The sequence below is a fragment of the Streptomyces sp. NPDC004610 genome (assembly GCF_040609715.1).
Taxonomy (GTDB): domain Bacteria; phylum Actinomycetota; class Actinomycetes; order Streptomycetales; family Streptomycetaceae; genus Streptomyces.
Map to the genome: position 1 here is coordinate 358,600 of NZ_JBEXLA010000002.1, position 15,929 is coordinate 374,528.

Sequence of the window (15,929 nt, forward strand, 5' to 3'; positions counted from 1 at the left end):
AATGGCGTCGGCCGCCCGCCACCTCCCGGCCGGATCGGCCGACCGCTCACCCCCTCCCGCTCACCCCCACTTACCGCCCGCTCAGCACCCACTCACCACCCGCTCAGCACCCGCCGGGGACTCACCCCGACCGGGTGACTCGACCCAATCCCGAAAAGAGTCAACCCATTGAGTCACCAAGCAGGGTGGCGTTGCGGGCTGACTGGGCAGAACATGGGTGAGTCAGGCAGTGTCCCCAGGTCGCGAATCGAGCGCGGGGAACCTATGTCATCCGTCGCGGGCCCGAGTGGAGTGGTGCTGTGCGTAGTTACGGCGGTGTGCTGGCAGGAAATCTGATGTTCGCCGCGGTGTGCTGTTTCCCGGCCCCGGTGGCACTGGCCGTCGGGTACGCGGCCTCGCGCGATGGTCAGCACTGGGCGTGGATCCCGTTCGTCATCGGCCTGGCCGGACTGGGTTTCATCCCGGTACTGGCCCATCAGGCGACACGCAGCGCCTATCCCCGCGTCACCCGCCGGGACAGACTCCGGCACAGTGACATCACCTACGCCGACGACAGTTTCGTCCTCTGGGCTCCGCGCTCCGAACCGGGCTCACCTGAGGCGGAGTTGACCCGGGCGGATGTCCTGCACGCGTCCCTGGTGCGCTACAGCCCCGACGGCGAGGCCACCTACACCACCTACCGCGGTGACCTCACCCCGGACGAGTTCACGCCGCTGATCCGGATGCGGCTGCGGGTGCATGACTGGGACGGCACCGGGCGCAGCGGCTTCGAGGTGACCGACCACTGGCGGGTGCCGTCACTGTGTCTGTCGGCGGTGACGGCCGGGCGTCTGGTGGTGCTGGTCGACCCGGCCGGACGGGGTGACGCCATCGGCCCCTTCGCCGATCCCCGCCCGGCGGTCGTGCCCCAGTGGCCGCGCAGCACCCTGTTCGCGGGGACCAGGACGTCCCGGCTGATCGGCCTGGACGGGCAGCTGACCGAGGTGACCCGGCGCCCGGAGCGGCTGCTGCGGCAGATGCGGGTCTCCCAGGCCGCCGGAGGGGTCGCCATGGCCGGTGATGTCATCGACCTGCGCCGCCTCGACCCGTACACGGCCGCCCGCTACACGGAGTTGGCGGAGCGCTGGCAGGCCGAGCCGGAGGAACTGGCACCGGTGAGCGAACCGGGTGAGGACGCGCGCCTGCTGACGGACGATCTGCCGGGTGCCCCGGCGGGGTTCGGGTGGGTGCCCCGGGGCTGGTCGCGGCGCGGAGGTGTGCTGATGCGGGCCCGGTTCCTCCAGATGACCGCGACCCACACCTTCCAGGAGAACGGCCCTGTCCTCGACACCGTGCTGCGGATCCGCCCGCCCGACGGCACCCAGCCCTTCGACGCCGTGCGCCGCCTGACCGTCCCGATGAACTATCTCGCCCTCCTCCACCGCACCAAGGAGGCCGTCCTCACGGTCCCCCCGAACGGCCGCTCCTACGACGTCGACTGGCACCGCACCAATCTGCTCGCGGGCACGACCCCGGCGACGGTCGTCGCCCCCGACGGCCACGAGTTCTCCCTCACCGGCCGCCCCGATCTGATCTGGGCCCTGATGAACGTACTGGCCGCCCAGGGCATCTCGAACCCCCACCCGGTCCTGGACCTGCGGCAGCGACGGCTCGACCCGGTACGGGCGACGGTGATGGACGTGGTCCGCGGCGGTCTGTCGGAATCGGAAGTGGAAGTGGACCCGGATCCGGCGCGACGGGTGTCATGAGCCGTGCGCCCACTCACCCCCGGTGGGCGACCGGCCTCCCTCACCCCACCGACGCCAGCAGCGCCGCCAGGGGGCGGGGTACCCGGGGCAGGTCGAGGTGGGCGATCAGGGCCTGGGCGTAGAGGGCCTTGCGTCCGCTGTGGGTGCCCAGGAAGCGGCGGAGCTGGTGTTCCACGGGGCGTTCACGCTGGGCGGGCTGGCCCTGGAAGGTGTGGAAGGGGCGGCTCTCGCCCTGGGCGTCGATGACCTGCCGGACACCCTCGGCGCCGAGGGCGCGGATGAGTTCGTCCTCCAGATCTGCGACACAGACATAGAAGCCGAGGGCTTCGAGGGGGTGGTCCCCGATGTTCCGGGTGCCCTCGGTTCCCCCGGTGTCCGCGGGTTCGGACAGGCACCGGCCGCCGACCGCCAGGGCCGGGGTCACTCCGACCCGGGCCAGATGGCGGCGGAAGTGGCGCTCCTCGCCGATGTCGCAGAGGCCGGCGAGCGGGAGGCCGAGCCCGGGTGGGCCGCACACGTCCAGGAAGCGGCCGATGTTGGTCGCGCCGCCGAGCGGGACGACGGCGACGCCCTCCGCTTCGAGGTCCCGCCCGTGCCGCGCGGCGAGGGTGTCCAGGGCCACCCGGTCGCTCTCGCCCTCGACGAGCACGATCACCCGCACCCCGCCCGCGAGTTGCCGTGCGGTCTCGGCCGCGCCCGCCGCACCGGCCGCCGCCTTGGTCAGCGCCCGCCGGAATTGCCGTACCTCGTCCACGTGGCCTCACTCCCCCAGGCATCCTGACATGGCGGGCTGCCGGGCCGCATGCGGGTTTCGGGCCGCCGGACGTCGGGTCCCAGGTCCCAAGTACCAGACCCGCAGACGGCAGACGGCAAGTGTCAGATGTCAGATGTCAGGTGCTGCGCCCGGCGGTCGAAAGGGAAAAATGTCGCGGCCACGCACATCGAGCGGTTACCCTCCGCGGGACGCGAGGCAGAAGACGCGGGGCGAGGGACGTGACCGCGGGGACACCACCAGGGGGACCGCCGATGGAGACCGAGGGTGCGCGCACCGATCGTCTGGGGCTGCTGCTCGACCAGTTCGACCTGACCCGGGAGAGGGCTCAGGTGCGGCTGACGGGGCTCACCGACGAGGAGTATCTGTGGGAACCGGTGGCCGACTGCCATTCGATCCGGCGCCGGGGCGAGGCCACGTCGGCGCGGGCGTTCGGGCCGGGTGACTGGCTGCTGGACCAGGCCGCGGCGGACATCCCGGCGAACGAGTACGCCGAGGTCGCCCGGCAGGTCGAGAGCGGGATGACGGTCGAGAAGATCGCCGAGGACTGGAGTGTGAGCGTCGAGCGGGTGCGGGAGGTTCTCGCCCACACCGGCCCCGTGGAGCCCGACCGGCCGCCGGTCACCACCCTCGCCTGGCGGCTGAACCATCTGCACTTCTGCTTCGCCGGTACCTGGGAGTGGTCGTTCGGCGAGCGACGCCGGGACCCCAAACTGCTGGTCGACTTCTCCCCGTCCGCGGATCTCGCCCTGGACGGGCTCTGGGCGACGCTGGACCGCTGGCGCGACAGCCTGGACACCGTCACCGAGGCCCAGCTCGACACGGTCGGCTTCTCGCAGTACCCGTATGGATCGGACCCCGATGATCCGTTCATCGGGGTGGTGTGGGGCGGCAATCTGGAGCTGATCCATCACATGGCCGAGATCGCGCTGCTGCGGGATCTGTGGCAGGCCCGCTTCACCGCCGACGACTGACACGGGACCGCTCGCCCCGACCTCACCTCCGCCCCTCCCTCCCTCTCACCCTCCCGACCTCACCTCCGCCCCACCGCCCCTCCCTCCCTCTCACCCTGGAGCCCCCGTTGCCCCTGCGCACCCGTAGCACCCGCACCGCCCGTAGCACCCGCCCGGCCTCCCTGCTCCTGGCGACCGCCCTGGCCGCCACCACGCTCACCGGCTGCGCTCTCGCCGATCTCGCCCAGGACTGCGAGGGGACCGACGCCAAGGTGGCGGAGATGGCGGCCGTCGGCGTCCTCGGCTCGCGGCCCGACGGGGCCACCGTCCCGGAGGGGTTCGAGGAGGTCGACTCCGGCTGCTGGGCGGACAGCGGCGATGTCGCCCTGTACGCCGGGCGGACCTACGCCTTCCCCGGGACGCGGGCCGAAGTCACCGCGCACTACCGGACGGTGACGGCGCGGGAGGGATGGCAGCCGCACCCCGACGCCTCCCCCGGCGAGCTGTGCTTCGCCCGGGAGGACGAGCAGGGCATGGTCCTGCGGGTCACCTTCCTCACCGCCGAGAGCCTCGCGGAGGACGGTCACGGCGACCGCCCCGACCTCACCACCGGCGCCGCCTACTCGGTCGACGTCGAGGCGTACGACGACAGCGATGTGGAGGCGGGCTGCTGAGCCGGCGCCACGGCCGCCCGGGTCAGGGGGCGTCGGCGGCTGCGATCAGGTAGGTGTGCAGTTCCGCCGCCCCGGCCAGCAGGGCGCGGCCCCGCGTGGACAGCCGGTCGCGCCAGTCGCCGAGCGCGCCCTCCAGCGGCTCCAGTCCGCCCGCCGCGCGGACCTGGGTGAGCAGCGCGGCGATCCGCTCCAGCGGATGCCCGCCCCGGCGGAGTTGATGGGCGAGGCGGGCGTCGCGCACATCGGCGTCGGTGTAGAGCCGGTACCCGGTGACGGGGTCGCGGTGCGGGTGGACGAGTCCGGCACGCTCCCACTTGCGCAGGGTGGCGGGCCGGATGCCGAGCCGGTCGGCGAGCGGCCCGATGAACACCGTGCCGCCGGGCCCGGTGTCCTCGCCGTCCCGCTCCCCCGGTGCCAGATCGCGCAGCGCCCGCTCGACGGCCTCCAGGGTCCGCCGGTCGTCCAGGAGCTGGGCGTGGCTCACGTCGATCAGCCGGAACGCGTCCTCGGCCCGCCCCTCGTGCACCGCGCGCAGCACGGCGGTGGCCGTGGCATGGCCGTGGCCGGGCAGCAGGGCGAGGAAGGCGCGCAGGGCCGCCGCGTGCCGGGGGGTGTAGACGCGGTAGCCGCGCTCGGTGCGGTCGGCGGGCGGGAGGATGCCGGCCTCCTCGTAGTTGCGCACCGCCTGGGTGGACAGGCCATGGGGTCGCGCGAGATCCACCGGCCGCAGCCTGGCCCGCTCCCCGCTTTGAAGCTTTCGCCCCATGTTCCCGCCCATCTCCTGGGCTGTCTCCGCCCATGTTTCCACTGAGGGTTCAACGATACCGTTGATGGCATGGCAACCGACATCAAGGACACCGTGCACTCCGTCGACGCCGCTTCCGTCATGGCGCTGTTCCCGGCCCCGCCCCGGCTGCTCGCCCTGGGTGAGCCCACCCATGGTGAGGACACCCTGCTGGAGCTGCGCAACGATCTGTTCCGGCAGCTCGTCGAGCGGCACGGATACCGGACGATCACCATCGAGAGCGACTGCCTCGCCGGGCTGCTCGTGGACGACCACATCACCTCCGGTTCCGGCACCCTGGACGAGGTGATGGAGCGGGGGTTCAGTCATGGTCTCGGGGCGTCCGCGGCCAACCGGGACCTGGTGCGCTGGATGCGTGCCTTCAACGAGGGCCGCCCGGACGGGGACCGGCTGCGGTTCGCCGGTTTCGACGGCCCGCTGGAGATCAGCGCCGCCGCGAGTCCCCGTCAGGTGCTGACGGCGCTGCACTCGCGCCTCTCCGCCTGGCTGGCCCCGCGTCTGCTGCCCTGCACCGCCGACGCTCTCGACCAACTGCTCGGCCCGGACGGGCCGTGGACCGACGAGGGGGTGATGTGGGACCCGTCCTGGGGCATCGGCCGCTCCCCGGCGGCACGCGAACTGCGCCTCGTCGCCGACGATCTGGCCGCCCTGCTCGAAGAGCGCGCGCCGCAGATCCTCGCCCTCACCTCGCCGGAGGAGCTGGCGCGGGCGCGGCTGTTCGCGCGGACCGCGACCGGTCTGCTGCGCTACCACTCCTGGATGGCCGACTCCTCGCCGGGCCGGATGACCCGGCTGGTCGGGGTGCGGGACCAGATGATGGCCGAGAATCTGCTCGCGCTGGCGGAGCGCGGCCCGACCCTGGTGTTCGCGCACAACGCCCATCTCCAGCGGTACCCCAGCGGGATGCGGATGGGCGAGGAGGAGCTGGAGTGGTGGAGCGCGGGCGCGCTCGCCTCGGCCCGGCTGGGTCCGGCGTACGGTGTGCTGGCCATGGCGCTGGGGACGATCCGGCACCAGGGGGTGGACACCCCGTCCGGGGACTCCGTGGAGGGGCTGCTGTACGGGCTGCCGGAGGAGCGGTTCCTCGTCGACGCGCCCTGGCTGGCGGCCACCCTGGTGCCGACGCCCGCGCCGAGGGTGTCGCCCTGGTTCGGGTACGCCCCGCTGGCCCCGGAGCGGCTGGCCGAGGCGGAGGGGATCGTCTATCTCCGCGATGTGCGACGAAGCTGACGGGACGGCACCTGTGGGGGGGGCGGTACCTATGGCGTGGTATCTGTGGGCCGGTACCCATGACGCGGTACCCACGGCGCCGCACCTGCGGACCGGCACCCATGGCGCGGTACCTGTGGGGCGGGTGGGAGATCGGATGCCCGAGCAGCGATGAGTAAACGGTCCGCCGCCGGTCTGAACCGTTGACGCAGATCATCGGTGAACGGAGAAGACGACCATGCGGTTCGTGACCAAGGTTCTGGCCCTGGCGGTGACCATCGGTCTCACCGGCGCCGCCCCGGCCCCGGCGGCCCAGGCGGACGAGCGGCGCGGCGGGCAGCGCACCGACGAGGGGAGTATCGACGGCGCCCCGTACCGGATCGAGATGCCCGAGCGGTGGAACGGCACCCTCGTCCTCTACAGCCACGGCTACTACCTCAAGGAGTTCCTGCCACCGCGGGCCGCGCTGTCGGCGCATCCGGAGACCGAGAGATGGCTGCTGGACCAGGGGTACGCGCTGGCGGCGTCCGAGTACGAGGACCGGGGCATCGGGTACGCCGTCGAGGACGGGCTCCGGGATCAGATGGCGCTGCTGGACCATTTCGAGGCCGAGTTCGGCGCCCCGCGGCGCACGATCGGCTACGGGATGTCCCAGGGCGCGGCCATCGCGGGGCAGCTCGCCGAGCGGCATCCGGACCGGTTCGCGGGGACGGCGGCGATGTGCGGCGAGGTGGACACCCCCGGCTCGTGGAACACGGCGCTGGACATCCAGTTCGTGGTGCGGACCCTGCTGGCCCCCGACGCCGGTATCGACCTGGTCCGGCCGAGCGGCGAGGCGGAGGCGGCCGAGGACACCGGGAAGCTGGTGGCGGCGATCCAGGAGGCCCGTACCACGAAGGAGGGGCGGGCGCGGCTGGCGCTGGCCGGGGCGGTCGGCAACATCCCCGCCTGGTTCTCGGCGTTCGAGCCCCGGCCCACCACCCTCGAAGGGCGCGTTCTCGCCCAGTCCCAGTGGCTGGAAGGGGCGTACGGCTGGGGTCTCGGTCCGATCGGGCGGCTGGATCTGGAGGCGCGGGCGGGCGGCAACCCGTCCTGGAACACCGGGGTGGACTACCGGCGCCAGCTCGCCAGGTCCAGCCAGCGCGACCTGGTCCGCGCGGCGTACGCCGGGACCGGGGCCGACCTGAGCAAGGACCTGGCCGCCCTCGCCCGCGCCGAGCGGATCGGGGCCGACCCGGCGGCGGTCGCCCACACCGAGCGGTACGGGCTGGTCGACGGTACGGCGACGACCCCGACGATCACCCTGCACACCACCGGCGACGGGGGCGCCGTCAGCGACCAGGTGCGCTGGTGGGAGGAGCGGGTGGACGAGAACGGCGGGGACGCCTTCCGCGAGCTGTATCTGGAGCGCGGCGGGCACTGCTCGTACACGGCGGCGGAGGAGATCCTCACCCTGCGTTCCCTGGACCGCTATCTGGACACGGGGCGCTGGGGGAACCTCTCCCCCGCCAAGCTGAACGCCAGGGCGGCGGCGTTCGGGCCCGAGTACCGCAACGCGCTCGACTTCGGGCCGGAGGGTCCGCGGCCGGTGGACGAGGCGTTCACCCGGTTCACCCCGCCGGTGTTCCTGCGTCCGACGCGCTGAGGGAGAGGGCGGCGGGGGGCGCGGTCAGTCGTCGCCCTGCGCCCAGGCGGCCACCGGCAGGGACAGATACACCCCGAAGCCGGTGAGGCCGACCGCGGTGGCGATGCTCTCGTGCAGCCGGTCGACCCGCGTCTGACGGTCGGCGGCCCGGCTCTCGAAGAACTTGGACCGCACCTCGATCACCACATCCAGGCCGGAGCGGTCCAGCGGGCCCAGGGCCCGGAAGCGGAGCTCCACATCACCCGGCTGGAGGTCGCCGTCGTAGGGCTCCTCCGGGCACTCGACGGCCACCGACACCAGATGCGGCAACACCGTGCCCAGCTCACGCAGGGTCGCGACGGGGACATGGGGCGCGTGGGTGACCTCGACCAGCGGCATCCGGCCAGCCTAGGGCCTGTCGTCGCCCTCCCGCCCGCCGGGCGACGACAGGCCCCGGTCGTGAGCGCCGGGGGCCGCCCCGCCTCGCGGGCCACACCCGTCAGGAATCGAGAAGCGGTCCCGCCGCCCCGCTCCTACGGTGAATCCATGACCGGCAGCAGCACGCCCCATGGAGGTGGCCCGATGACTCGGCAGCAGTCACAGCAGACCCAGCAGCGCAGGCCCGGGACGCCGGGGGCGTTCTCGCGGTGGATGCAGCACCGGGCGAACGCCCGGATGATCCGCAAGATCCGGCGCGGCAAGGGCGCGTTCATGGGCATGGACGTGCTGATCCTCAACACGGCCGGCAGCCGCAGCGGGCAGCCCCGTCAGACGCCGGTGGCGTGGTTCGCCGACGACGAGGGCTCCTGGCTGGTGGTGGCCTCCGGCGGCGGCACCCGCAACCCCGACTGGCACGACAATCTCCTCGCCCGTCCCGACCGGGCGTCGGTGGAACTGCCCGGCCGCGCCGCCGTGCCGGTCACCCCGCAGCGCCTCGACGGCCCGGACCGGGAGCGGGCCTGGCAGCGGATCGCGGACGCGCAGCCGCGGCTGGCGAAGTACCAGAGCAAGTCGGAGCGGCGGTACCCGGTCATCCGACTGACGGCCCGCTGACGGTCCATGGAGGCCCACTGACAGGTCGCTGACGGCCCGCTGATGGGTCATCACGGCCCTCGCCACCCATCGGGTTTTGGACATTCCCGCATCCCGGCCCGTCACTCCCCCCGTGCGTCCATCCCCCCGTCCTAAACTTCTACTCGCTTGTAGAGGACGCATACAAAGGAGTCAACGCCGCGATGGTGTTCAAACGGCTGCTCGGTTCGCTCGGTGTGGGCGGGCCCACGGTGGACACGGTCCTTCAGCAGGGCCCGGCCACCCCGGGCGGTGCGCTGACGGGTGAGGTCCGGCTCAGGGGCGGGGAGGCCGACTTCGAGATCGAGGAGATCGTCCTGGAGCTGGTGGCCCGGGTCGAGGCCGAGCACGAGGACGGGGAGAGCGAAGGGGTCGTCGCCTTCGACCGGTTCACGGTGGGCGGGAGCTTCCGGCTGGCGGCCGGTGAGGAGCGGTCGACGCCGTTCACGCTGACGCTGCCCTGGGAGACACCCGTCACCGAGCTGTACGGCCAGCCGCTGGGGGTCGTGCTCGGGGTGCGGACGGAACTCGCGGTCGCGGGCGCCAAGGACAAGGGCGATCTGGACCAGCTGACGGTGGGTCCGCTGCCCGTGCAGGAGGCGGTTCTCGAAGCGCTCGGCCAACTCGGCTTCGGTTTCCGGTCGGCCGATCTGGAGTACGGGCGGATCGGCGGCACCGGCCAGCGGCTGCCGTTCTACCAGGAGATCGAGCTGACGCCGTCCCCGGCCTACGCCCATCAGGTCAATGAGATCGAGCTGACCTTCCTGGCCGCGCCGGGCGGGGTGGACGTGGTCCTGGAGGCCGACAAGCGCGGTGGCCTGTTCTCCGGGGGCCAGGACAGCCTGGCCCGCTTCACCGTCGGCCATCACGACGCCCGGGACTGGAACGCCGAGGTCGACGGCTGGATGCGGCACCTGGTCGAGCGGCGGGCGGCGTACGGACAGCACGGCGGCGGTGGTCACGAGGCAGGGTTCCTCGGTCATCACGGGCACGACGAGCACCGTTCCGGGTCGCGGCCGGGGATGGGGACCGCCGTCGCGGCGGGGGCGGCCGGGCTCGCGGTGGGAGTGGTCGGCGGGATGGTCGCTGCCGAGGTCGTGGACGAGGTGGGCGACTTCTTCGAGGGGGACGACGAGGAGGAGTGAGGACCACTGCTATCTTCTACACAACTGTAGAAGATAGCAGTGGGTGCCCGGATCGGACCGGCCCGCGCCCGTCCGGTCCGGACACCCCCTCTCCACCTGACGAAAGTCCGGAGTTCTCATGGCCCGGTGAGTGTGCTCCGGGAGGTCGCCAGGGCGAAGAAGAAGCCCGCCGAGGCACGGGCCGTGATCCAGATCTGCATCGTGATCGGCGGTGCCGACGGCGACTTCGACAAGGACGAGCAGGCGGTGGTCCGGGAGGCGTGCTACGCGCTGGACCTGCCGCCGCACGAGTTCGACCTCTGACTCAGGTCACCGGAGCGGCGTCGCCGCGTGCAGGACGACCACCAGGGTGACGGTCGAGTTCGCGGACGCCATCGCGGACGCGGCCGTCCCGGCGGCAGCGGTCCAGGCGGCGGCGCCGACCCCGCTGAACAACGACGGCCAGGTGCGCGGCGCGGGCGGCGCGGTGCCGAGCAGCGCGGCCACCCGGCGCGGCACCGGACCGGGCGCGGCGAGGCCCGCGAGGGTGGACACCGGAGTGCCCCGGGACAGCAGGGCCGCCGTGCCGATGGCGCGGGCCACCGCCCTGCGGTCGCCCACCGCACGGGCCGCCTCCTCGTCCGCCCAGCGTTCGGTGGTGTAGGCCACGGCGGTGCGCAGCGGGCGCAGGAACGGGTTGGCGCGGGCCGCGAGCCGGGCGATCAGCAGATACCGGTGGTGGCGGGCGGCCAGATGGGCGCGCTCATGGGCGAACAGAGCCCGGCGCTCGGCGGGCCCGAGGCTGTCCAGCAGGGCGGTGGTGACGACGATCCGGCCGCCCCGGGCACCGCCGCCGGGCAGCGCGTACGCGTAGGGCGTGGCGTCGGGCAGGACGGCGACCTGGGTGTCCGGGAGCCCGGCCAGCGCCCGGTGGGAGCGGCGGCGGACCCGGCCGTGGCGCCAGAGGGTGCGGGCGCAGACGAGGGCCACCGCGAGCAGGGCCGGGATGGCCAGGCGGCCGGCCACCTCGTCGTGGGGGAGGGCGGCGCGGACCTCGGGGTCGGACCAACCGTCGGGGAGCGGGTTGCCGGGGAGCTGGGCGGTGCCGACCACCATGAGCAGGGCGAGGCAGACCGTGCTGCACAGGGCCATCACCCCGGCGACTGCGGTCAGCAGCCGGGTGGCGACGCGGGGGTGCAGATGCTGTTCGGCCAGCCGGGCGACGGGCCAGGCGGTGAGCGGCAGCACCAGCGGCAGGAAGACGAAGAGGCCCATGCGGTGTCAGTCCTTCTCGCCGCGCGGCTGCCCAGGGGTGTCGTCCACCGGACCGGCGCGGCCCGCGACGGCACCGGGCGTCTCCGGCTCGTCGTCCCGGGCCCCGCCGAGCAGTTCGCGCAGCAGCCTCTCGTCCTCGGGGCCGAGGGCGGTGACGAAGCTGGCGAGCACCGCCTCGCGGTTCCGCTCGGCGTCCAGCACTTTGCGCATCCTGCGGGCGGCGAGTCCGGCCTCGTCGGAGGCGGGGGTCCAGGCGAAGGAGCGTCCGGCGCGCTCGCGGGTGACGGCGCCCTTGTCCAGCAGCCGGGTGAGGATGGTGATGACGGTGGTGTAGGCGAGGCCGCCGCCCAGCCGCTCCTGGACCCAGCCGGCCGTCGCGGGTCCGTCCGCCTCGCGCAGGGCGGTCAGGACCAGCACCTCCAGCTCGCCCTGCCCCCGTCGCCGGGGACGCCGGTGATCCGTCACGTCCTGTCTCCCTTCCGCTGCCGTGCGCTTCGCAGGCGGTCCATCGTAAGGACACTTGATGTCCCAGGACCGCCACCCCTCCCTTTCTACAGTGCTGTAGAGTCGATCGCACCGCTGTGACCATAGGAACAGCTCGAACGAGGAGGACGACTGTGGGGGTTTCCCTGTCCAAGGGCGGCAACGTATCGCTCACCAAGGAGGCGCCGGGGCTGACGGCGGTCCTGGTCGGCCTCGGCTGGGACGTGCGCACCACGACCGGCGCCGACTACGACCTCGACGCCTCCGCGCTGCTGCTGAACGCCTCGGGCAAGGTCGTCTCCGACCGGCACTTCATCTTCTACAACAACCTCACCAGCCCGGACGGCTCGGTCGAGCACACCGGCGACAACCTCACCGGTGAGGGCGAGGGCGACGACGAGTCGGTCAAGGTGAACCTGGCCGGGGTGCCCGCCGAGATCGAGCGGATCGTCTTCCCGGTGTCCATCCACGACGCCGAGAACCGCGGCCAGAGCTTCGGCCAGGTGCGCGGCGCGTTCATCCGGGTGGTGAACCAGGCGGGCGGCGCCGAGATCGCCCGCTACGACCTGTCCGAGGACGCGGCCACCGAGACGGCGATGGTCTTCGGGGAGCTGTACCGCAATGGTGCCGAGTGGAAGTTCCGGGCGGTCGGCCAGGGTTATGCCTCGGGGCTGGCGGGCATCGCGGCCGACTTCGGTGTGAACGTCTGACACGGGGAGCGGGGTCGTCATGTTCGGACTGAGTGAACTCGCGGTCGTGCTCGTCGTCGTCATCGTGGTGATCGCCGCCAAGAAGGGCCCCGAGCTGGCCCGTTCGGCGGGCAAGGCGGCCCGGATCCTCAAGTCGGAGGGCCGGGCGATGAAGGCGGACGACGGGCGGCCGGCCCCCGAACCCCGGGTGATCCAGGGCGAGTCGGTCACTCCCCCGGGCGCGGGGCCGTCGGAGGGCGGCGGCCCGGGACACTCCCGCCTCTGATCCGGCACCTGGGCCGCGCGCAGGACGGCGTACGACACCGTCCGCGCGCGGCCTTCGTCATGCCCGCTGCCGGTGCGCACCACCCGGGTGGGCGGACACCGCCCGCTCGCCGTGTCCCGTCAGCTGGGTGTACGCGGTGTCCGCCGCGTCCGCCGGGTGCGCCCCGGAGGGGACCCCCAGTTCGACGCAGCGGGTGCCGCTGGCCGCGTGGCGGGCGACGACCGAGGCGGGCGGACGGTCGGCGGTGCCGGGGGCGATGGCCACGATGCCGTTGCGGGCCAGCACCTCGGCGAGGACACCGGTGCGCTCGGGGCCCGTCCCCGGGGTGAGGGCGCGGTCGACGATCTCGACGCGGCGGCCCTCGGCGGTGAGCCGTTCGGCGAGGGCGCAGGCGGCGGCGCGGCGGTCGGCGAGCGACGGTCCGGTCACCCACACCGTGGCCCCCGGGCAGGTACATCGACAGTCGGGGTCGTCCGGTCCGGTCAACACGGGTACCCCCAGGCGCGGCCGATCTCGCGCAGCGGCGCGGGCACGTCCTCGGCGTCCGGCAGCGGCCGGGCCTTCTGGATCTTCCCCGACTTGATGTTGTCGCTCCAGTCACCGATGAACGGCACGAACGGGCCGTGGTCGCCCTTGCGGTAGTCGAGCATCCGGGCCGTCCAGGGCACCCCGACGAAGGCGCAGATCTCGCGGGTGACCTGCTCGGGGCGCTCGGTCAGATCCTCGTAGCGGACCGTGAGGCCGGGCAGGGCCACGCGGGCCGCCTCGACGGCCTCGACATAGCCGCGCACCTCGCGCACGGTGGCGTTCAGATCGCGGTCGGGCCGGTTGTTGATCAGGGAGCTGACCATGGAGGCGGGGTGGCGCAGCAGGAAGATGTAGCGGGCCCCGGGCCAGCCCTCCTGCAACCGCTCCCACACGGCGGCGTTGCCGGGGGTCTTGTCGACGATGACCTTCTTGCCGCTGCGCAGGAGTTCCCGGTGCATGATCCGGTCCCACAGCAGATACTCCAGCTCCCGCTCGTCGAGCCCCAGCTGTTTCATCGCCTTGACCGTGTAGGGCTTGGTGAGGTCGATCGACAGGGTGCGCAGATGCATCTCGTGGGGGGCGCGGATCTGCGGGTGGCTGTTGAGCAGCACCCTGAGCAGGGTGGAGCCGGAGCGCACGGAGGACAGGACGAACACGGGGTCCGGCACCAGCCGGTGGGCCGACTCGGGCACGGGCGGCACGGACCATCTCCGTATCCGCCGCTTCACCCCACGCGCCACCCGGCGCACCTGCGGGCCCACCACTGTCATGTCCTGCCTCCCTCGACCCCCCGGTTGCTTGAAGCCTCACCTTCCCCCAGATGACTTTGACCTTACTGTGAGCCCGGCATGGTTACGCCATGGGTCACGGATGAGAGTTTCCTGAGACCCTCGTGGAGATCGCGTGAAGGGCGGAACGGGGCGGGGTGTTCGGGCATCACGCCTGCGTGGGGCGGGTGCCGGTCAGTCGGTGTAGAAGAGCCGCTCCGGGGACTCGACCAGGATGCGGTGGCGGTCGGCGGGGTCGGGGGCCCAGTCGGCGAGGAGGTTGAGGTACTCCCCCGTGTCCCGGCCGCCGTCCGTGAGATGGGGCCAGTCCGAGCCCCACACCAGCCGGTCCGGGCGGGCGGCGACCAGGGCCCGGCCGAGCGGGGCGACGGAGGACAGCGGCTTGTTCCCGGCGACCCGGTAGGCGCCGGACAGCTTGATGTAGCAGCTGCCGTGGTCGAGGACGCGGACCAGCTTGGCGTAGTCGTCCTCGGTCAGCCCGTCGGACTCCTTCATATAGCCCATGTGGTCGATGACATAGGTGTCCTCGAAGTCCGCGAAGAACGGCAGCAGATCACGGACGACGGTGCCGGGTGTGTAGAACTGGAGGTGCCAGCCGCGCGGCCGGGCCCGCTCCGCCATCGCCCGGATGTAGGCGATGAGGTCGGGCAGGGCCCAGGAGGCGCGGGCGAAGAGGTCCAGGCGGATCGCCCGGACCCCGAGGTCGTGGTAGGTGTCGAGCTGGGCGTCGGTGGTGTCGTCGTCGATACGGACCACACCCCGGCAGCGCGGTCCGGCCGCCTTGAGGACATCGACGAGCAGGCTGTTGTCATTGCCGTAGTAGGTGGGCTGGACCAGCACGAAGCGCTCGACGCCCAGCCACTCCATGGCCTTCAGATACTGCTGGAGGGTGCCGTCCGGGAAGTGGTAGAGGGGGCTCGGTCCCACCGGGTAGCCGGGTTCGAAGACATGGAAGTGGGTGTCGCAGCTGTTCGGGGGCACCTCGAACACCGGCTTGGTGAGGGTGTCGGCGGCGCGGACGGGGGTGGGCCGGGGGAGGTCGGTGGCCATGGGTCGGTCTCGCTCTCTGTGCGGTGGCGGCGGCTACGGGCGGGCGGCGGCGAACGCGTCCAGGGCCTGGCGGGCGCGGGTCTGCGCGGACTCGTACAGCAGGGCCGTGTCGGTGCCGGTCATGCGCACCGGGCACACCCCGAGCGGCACCAGGTCGTCCATGAGCTTCTGGTCGCCGATGCCCCCGAGGACCATCAGCTTGCCGTGGCGGCGGCAGGCGTCGGTGAGCCGGGCCACGGCGTCACGGACGCGCGGGTCGTCGTAGCGGCCGGGGACGCCCAGTTCGGCGGTGAAGTCATTGGCGCCGAGGGCCAGCATGTCCACCCCGTCGAGGGCGGCGATGTCGTCGGCGGCGGCGATGCCCCGGGGTGTCTCCAGCAGGATCTGCACGATGGTGGCCGCGTCGGCGGCGGGGTTCATGGTGGTGGCCGGGGTGGGCCGCATGCCCAGCTGGGGAACCATGTTGGTCTGGGAGCGCTGGCCGCGCGGCGGGAACCGGCAGGCGCCGACGATCTGCCGGGCCTCCTCGGCGCTCTCCACCCGCGGGGCGACGATGCCGTGGGCGCCGCCGTCGAGGAGCCGCCCGATCATGCCGTACTCCCGTTCCGGGACCCGGACCAGCGCGGTCAGGCCCAGGGTCCCGGCGAGCGCGCACAACTGGGCGGCGGTGTCGGTGGACATGGTGGAGTGCTCCAGGTCCACCATCACCGCGTGGTGCCCGGTGCTGGCGGCGATCTGGAGGGTGTCCGCGGTGCGGGCGGTGCGCACGGTCATCATCAGGGCGGGTTCGCCCCTGTGCAGCCGCGCCAGGAACTCATTGTGCGCCGGAGGTTGCGGGGGGTGGGTCATC

General features: G+C 72.7%; 18 protein-coding genes and 1 pseudogene. 10 read left to right on the forward strand and 9 right to left on the reverse strand.

The features are described 5' to 3' along the window. The first annotated feature begins 299 nt into the window (after nucleotides 1–299). A complete protein-coding gene (locus ABZX40_RS03595; protein WP_355731319.1) occupies nucleotides 300–1,748 on the forward strand; it encodes a hypothetical protein in 1,449 nt (482 codons plus the stop codon). A 40-nt stretch (nucleotides 1,749–1,788) separates the two neighbouring features. On the opposite strand, the gene ABZX40_RS03600 is transcribed toward ABZX40_RS03595, so the two are convergent. After that, the gene (locus tag ABZX40_RS03600) at nucleotides 1,789–2,502 is read right to left on the reverse strand and encodes an ATP-dependent endonuclease (RefSeq protein ID WP_355731318.1); all 714 of its coding nucleotides are present in this window, start codon (nucleotides 2,500–2,502) and stop codon (nucleotides 1,789–1,791) included. 272 nt (nucleotides 2,503–2,774) lie between these two features. On the opposite strand from ABZX40_RS03600, the gene ABZX40_RS03605 reads away from it, so the two are divergent. After that, nucleotides 2,775–3,494: a DinB family protein gene (locus ABZX40_RS03605; RefSeq protein WP_355731317.1), complete on the forward strand. Its 720-nt coding sequence runs from the start codon at nucleotides 2,775–2,777 to the stop codon at nucleotides 3,492–3,494. Between the two features lie 107 nt (nucleotides 3,495–3,601). After that, nucleotides 3,602–4,147: a hypothetical protein gene (locus tag ABZX40_RS03610; RefSeq protein WP_355731316.1), complete on the forward strand. Its 546-nt coding sequence runs from the start codon at nucleotides 3,602–3,604 to the stop codon at nucleotides 4,145–4,147. A gap of 22 nt (nucleotides 4,148–4,169) precedes the next feature. Here the strand turns inward: ABZX40_RS03610 and ABZX40_RS03615 are convergent, their stop codons facing one another. Then, nucleotides 4,170–4,913, reverse strand: a complete 744-nt coding sequence (locus tag ABZX40_RS03615) for a TioE family transcriptional regulator (RefSeq protein WP_355731315.1) — start codon at nucleotides 4,911–4,913, stop codon at nucleotides 4,170–4,172. Nucleotides 4,914–4,982: 69 nt separating this feature from the next. Here ABZX40_RS03615 and ABZX40_RS03620 point away from each other — a divergent pair, with 69 nt between their 5' ends. Both ABZX40_RS03620 and ABZX40_RS03625 read left to right on the forward strand, forming a co-directional pair. Continuing rightward, nucleotides 4,983–6,182 carry an erythromycin esterase family protein gene (locus ABZX40_RS03620; RefSeq protein ID WP_355731314.1) on the forward strand — a complete coding sequence of 400 codons (1,200 nt, stop codon included), beginning with the start codon at nucleotides 4,983–4,985 and terminating at the stop codon, nucleotides 6,180–6,182. Between the two features lie 226 nt (nucleotides 6,183–6,408). Further along, entirely contained in the window at nucleotides 6,409–7,806 is a 1,398-nt protein-coding gene (locus ABZX40_RS03625) for a hypothetical protein (RefSeq protein WP_355731312.1), read from the forward strand. Between the two features lie 24 nt (nucleotides 7,807–7,830). On the opposite strand, the gene ABZX40_RS03630 is transcribed toward ABZX40_RS03625, so the two are convergent. After that, the gene (locus ABZX40_RS03630) at nucleotides 7,831–8,184 is read right to left on the reverse strand and encodes a hypothetical protein (protein ID WP_355731310.1); all 354 of its coding nucleotides are present in this window, start codon (nucleotides 8,182–8,184) and stop codon (nucleotides 7,831–7,833) included. Nucleotides 8,185–8,367: 183 nt separating this feature from the next. Between ABZX40_RS03630 and ABZX40_RS03635 the strand changes: the two genes are divergently transcribed. The 3 genes and pseudogenes from ABZX40_RS03635 to ABZX40_RS03645 form a co-directional block, all read left to right on the forward strand. Then, entirely contained in the window at nucleotides 8,368–8,838 is a 471-nt protein-coding gene (locus ABZX40_RS03635) for a nitroreductase family deazaflavin-dependent oxidoreductase (protein WP_355731308.1), read from the forward strand. Nucleotides 8,839–9,020: 182 nt separating this feature from the next. Further along, entirely contained in the window at nucleotides 9,021–10,001 is a 981-nt protein-coding gene (locus tag ABZX40_RS03640) for a sporulation protein (RefSeq protein ID WP_355731306.1), read from the forward strand. Between the two features lie 93 nt (nucleotides 10,002–10,094). After that, nucleotides 10,095–10,304, forward strand: a pseudogene (locus ABZX40_RS03645) (TerB family tellurite resistance protein); the annotation flags it as partial. A gap of 6 nt (nucleotides 10,305–10,310) precedes the next feature. On the opposite strand, the gene ABZX40_RS03650 reads toward ABZX40_RS03645, so the two are convergent. Both ABZX40_RS03650 and ABZX40_RS03655 read right to left on the reverse strand, forming a co-directional pair. After that, complete coding sequence (locus ABZX40_RS03650) at nucleotides 10,311–11,255, reverse strand: M56 family metallopeptidase (protein WP_355731305.1); 945 nt, start codon at nucleotides 11,253–11,255, stop codon at nucleotides 10,311–10,313. A 6-nt stretch (nucleotides 11,256–11,261) separates the two neighbouring features. Next, a complete protein-coding gene (locus ABZX40_RS03655) occupies nucleotides 11,262–11,720 on the reverse strand; it encodes a BlaI/MecI/CopY family transcriptional regulator (RefSeq protein ID WP_355731303.1) in 459 nt (152 codons plus the stop codon). A gap of 152 nt (nucleotides 11,721–11,872) precedes the next feature. Between ABZX40_RS03655 and ABZX40_RS03660 the strand changes: the two genes are divergently transcribed. Then, complete coding sequence (locus ABZX40_RS03660) at nucleotides 11,873–12,448, forward strand: TerD family protein (RefSeq protein ID WP_355731301.1); 576 nt, start codon at nucleotides 11,873–11,875, stop codon at nucleotides 12,446–12,448. 19 nt (nucleotides 12,449–12,467) lie between these two features. After that, complete coding sequence (locus tag ABZX40_RS03665; RefSeq protein WP_355731299.1) at nucleotides 12,468–12,713, forward strand: twin-arginine translocase TatA/TatE family subunit; 246 nt, start codon at nucleotides 12,468–12,470, stop codon at nucleotides 12,711–12,713. A 57-nt stretch (nucleotides 12,714–12,770) separates the two neighbouring features. Here the strand turns inward: ABZX40_RS03665 and ABZX40_RS03670 are convergent, their stop codons facing one another. From ABZX40_RS03670 to ABZX40_RS03685, 4 genes are all read right to left on the reverse strand, one after another. Beyond that, a complete protein-coding gene (locus ABZX40_RS03670; protein WP_355731297.1) occupies nucleotides 12,771–13,142 on the reverse strand; it encodes a hypothetical protein in 372 nt (123 codons plus the stop codon). 53 nt (nucleotides 13,143–13,195) lie between these two features. Next, nucleotides 13,196–14,011, reverse strand: coding sequence for a sulfotransferase (locus tag ABZX40_RS03675; protein WP_355731295.1), 816 nt, complete (start codon nucleotides 14,009–14,011; stop codon nucleotides 13,196–13,198). Nucleotides 14,012–14,203: 192 nt separating this feature from the next. Next, nucleotides 14,204–15,079: an amidohydrolase family protein gene (locus ABZX40_RS03680; RefSeq protein ID WP_355731293.1), complete on the reverse strand. Its 876-nt coding sequence runs from the start codon at nucleotides 15,077–15,079 to the stop codon at nucleotides 14,204–14,206. 33 nt (nucleotides 15,080–15,112) lie between these two features. Then, nucleotides 15,113–15,928 (reverse strand): aldolase/citrate lyase family protein, encoded by an 816-nt coding sequence (locus ABZX40_RS03685; RefSeq protein ID WP_355731291.1) that lies wholly within the window; start codon nucleotides 15,926–15,928, stop codon nucleotides 15,113–15,115. Nucleotide 15,929 lies beyond the last annotated feature (1 nt).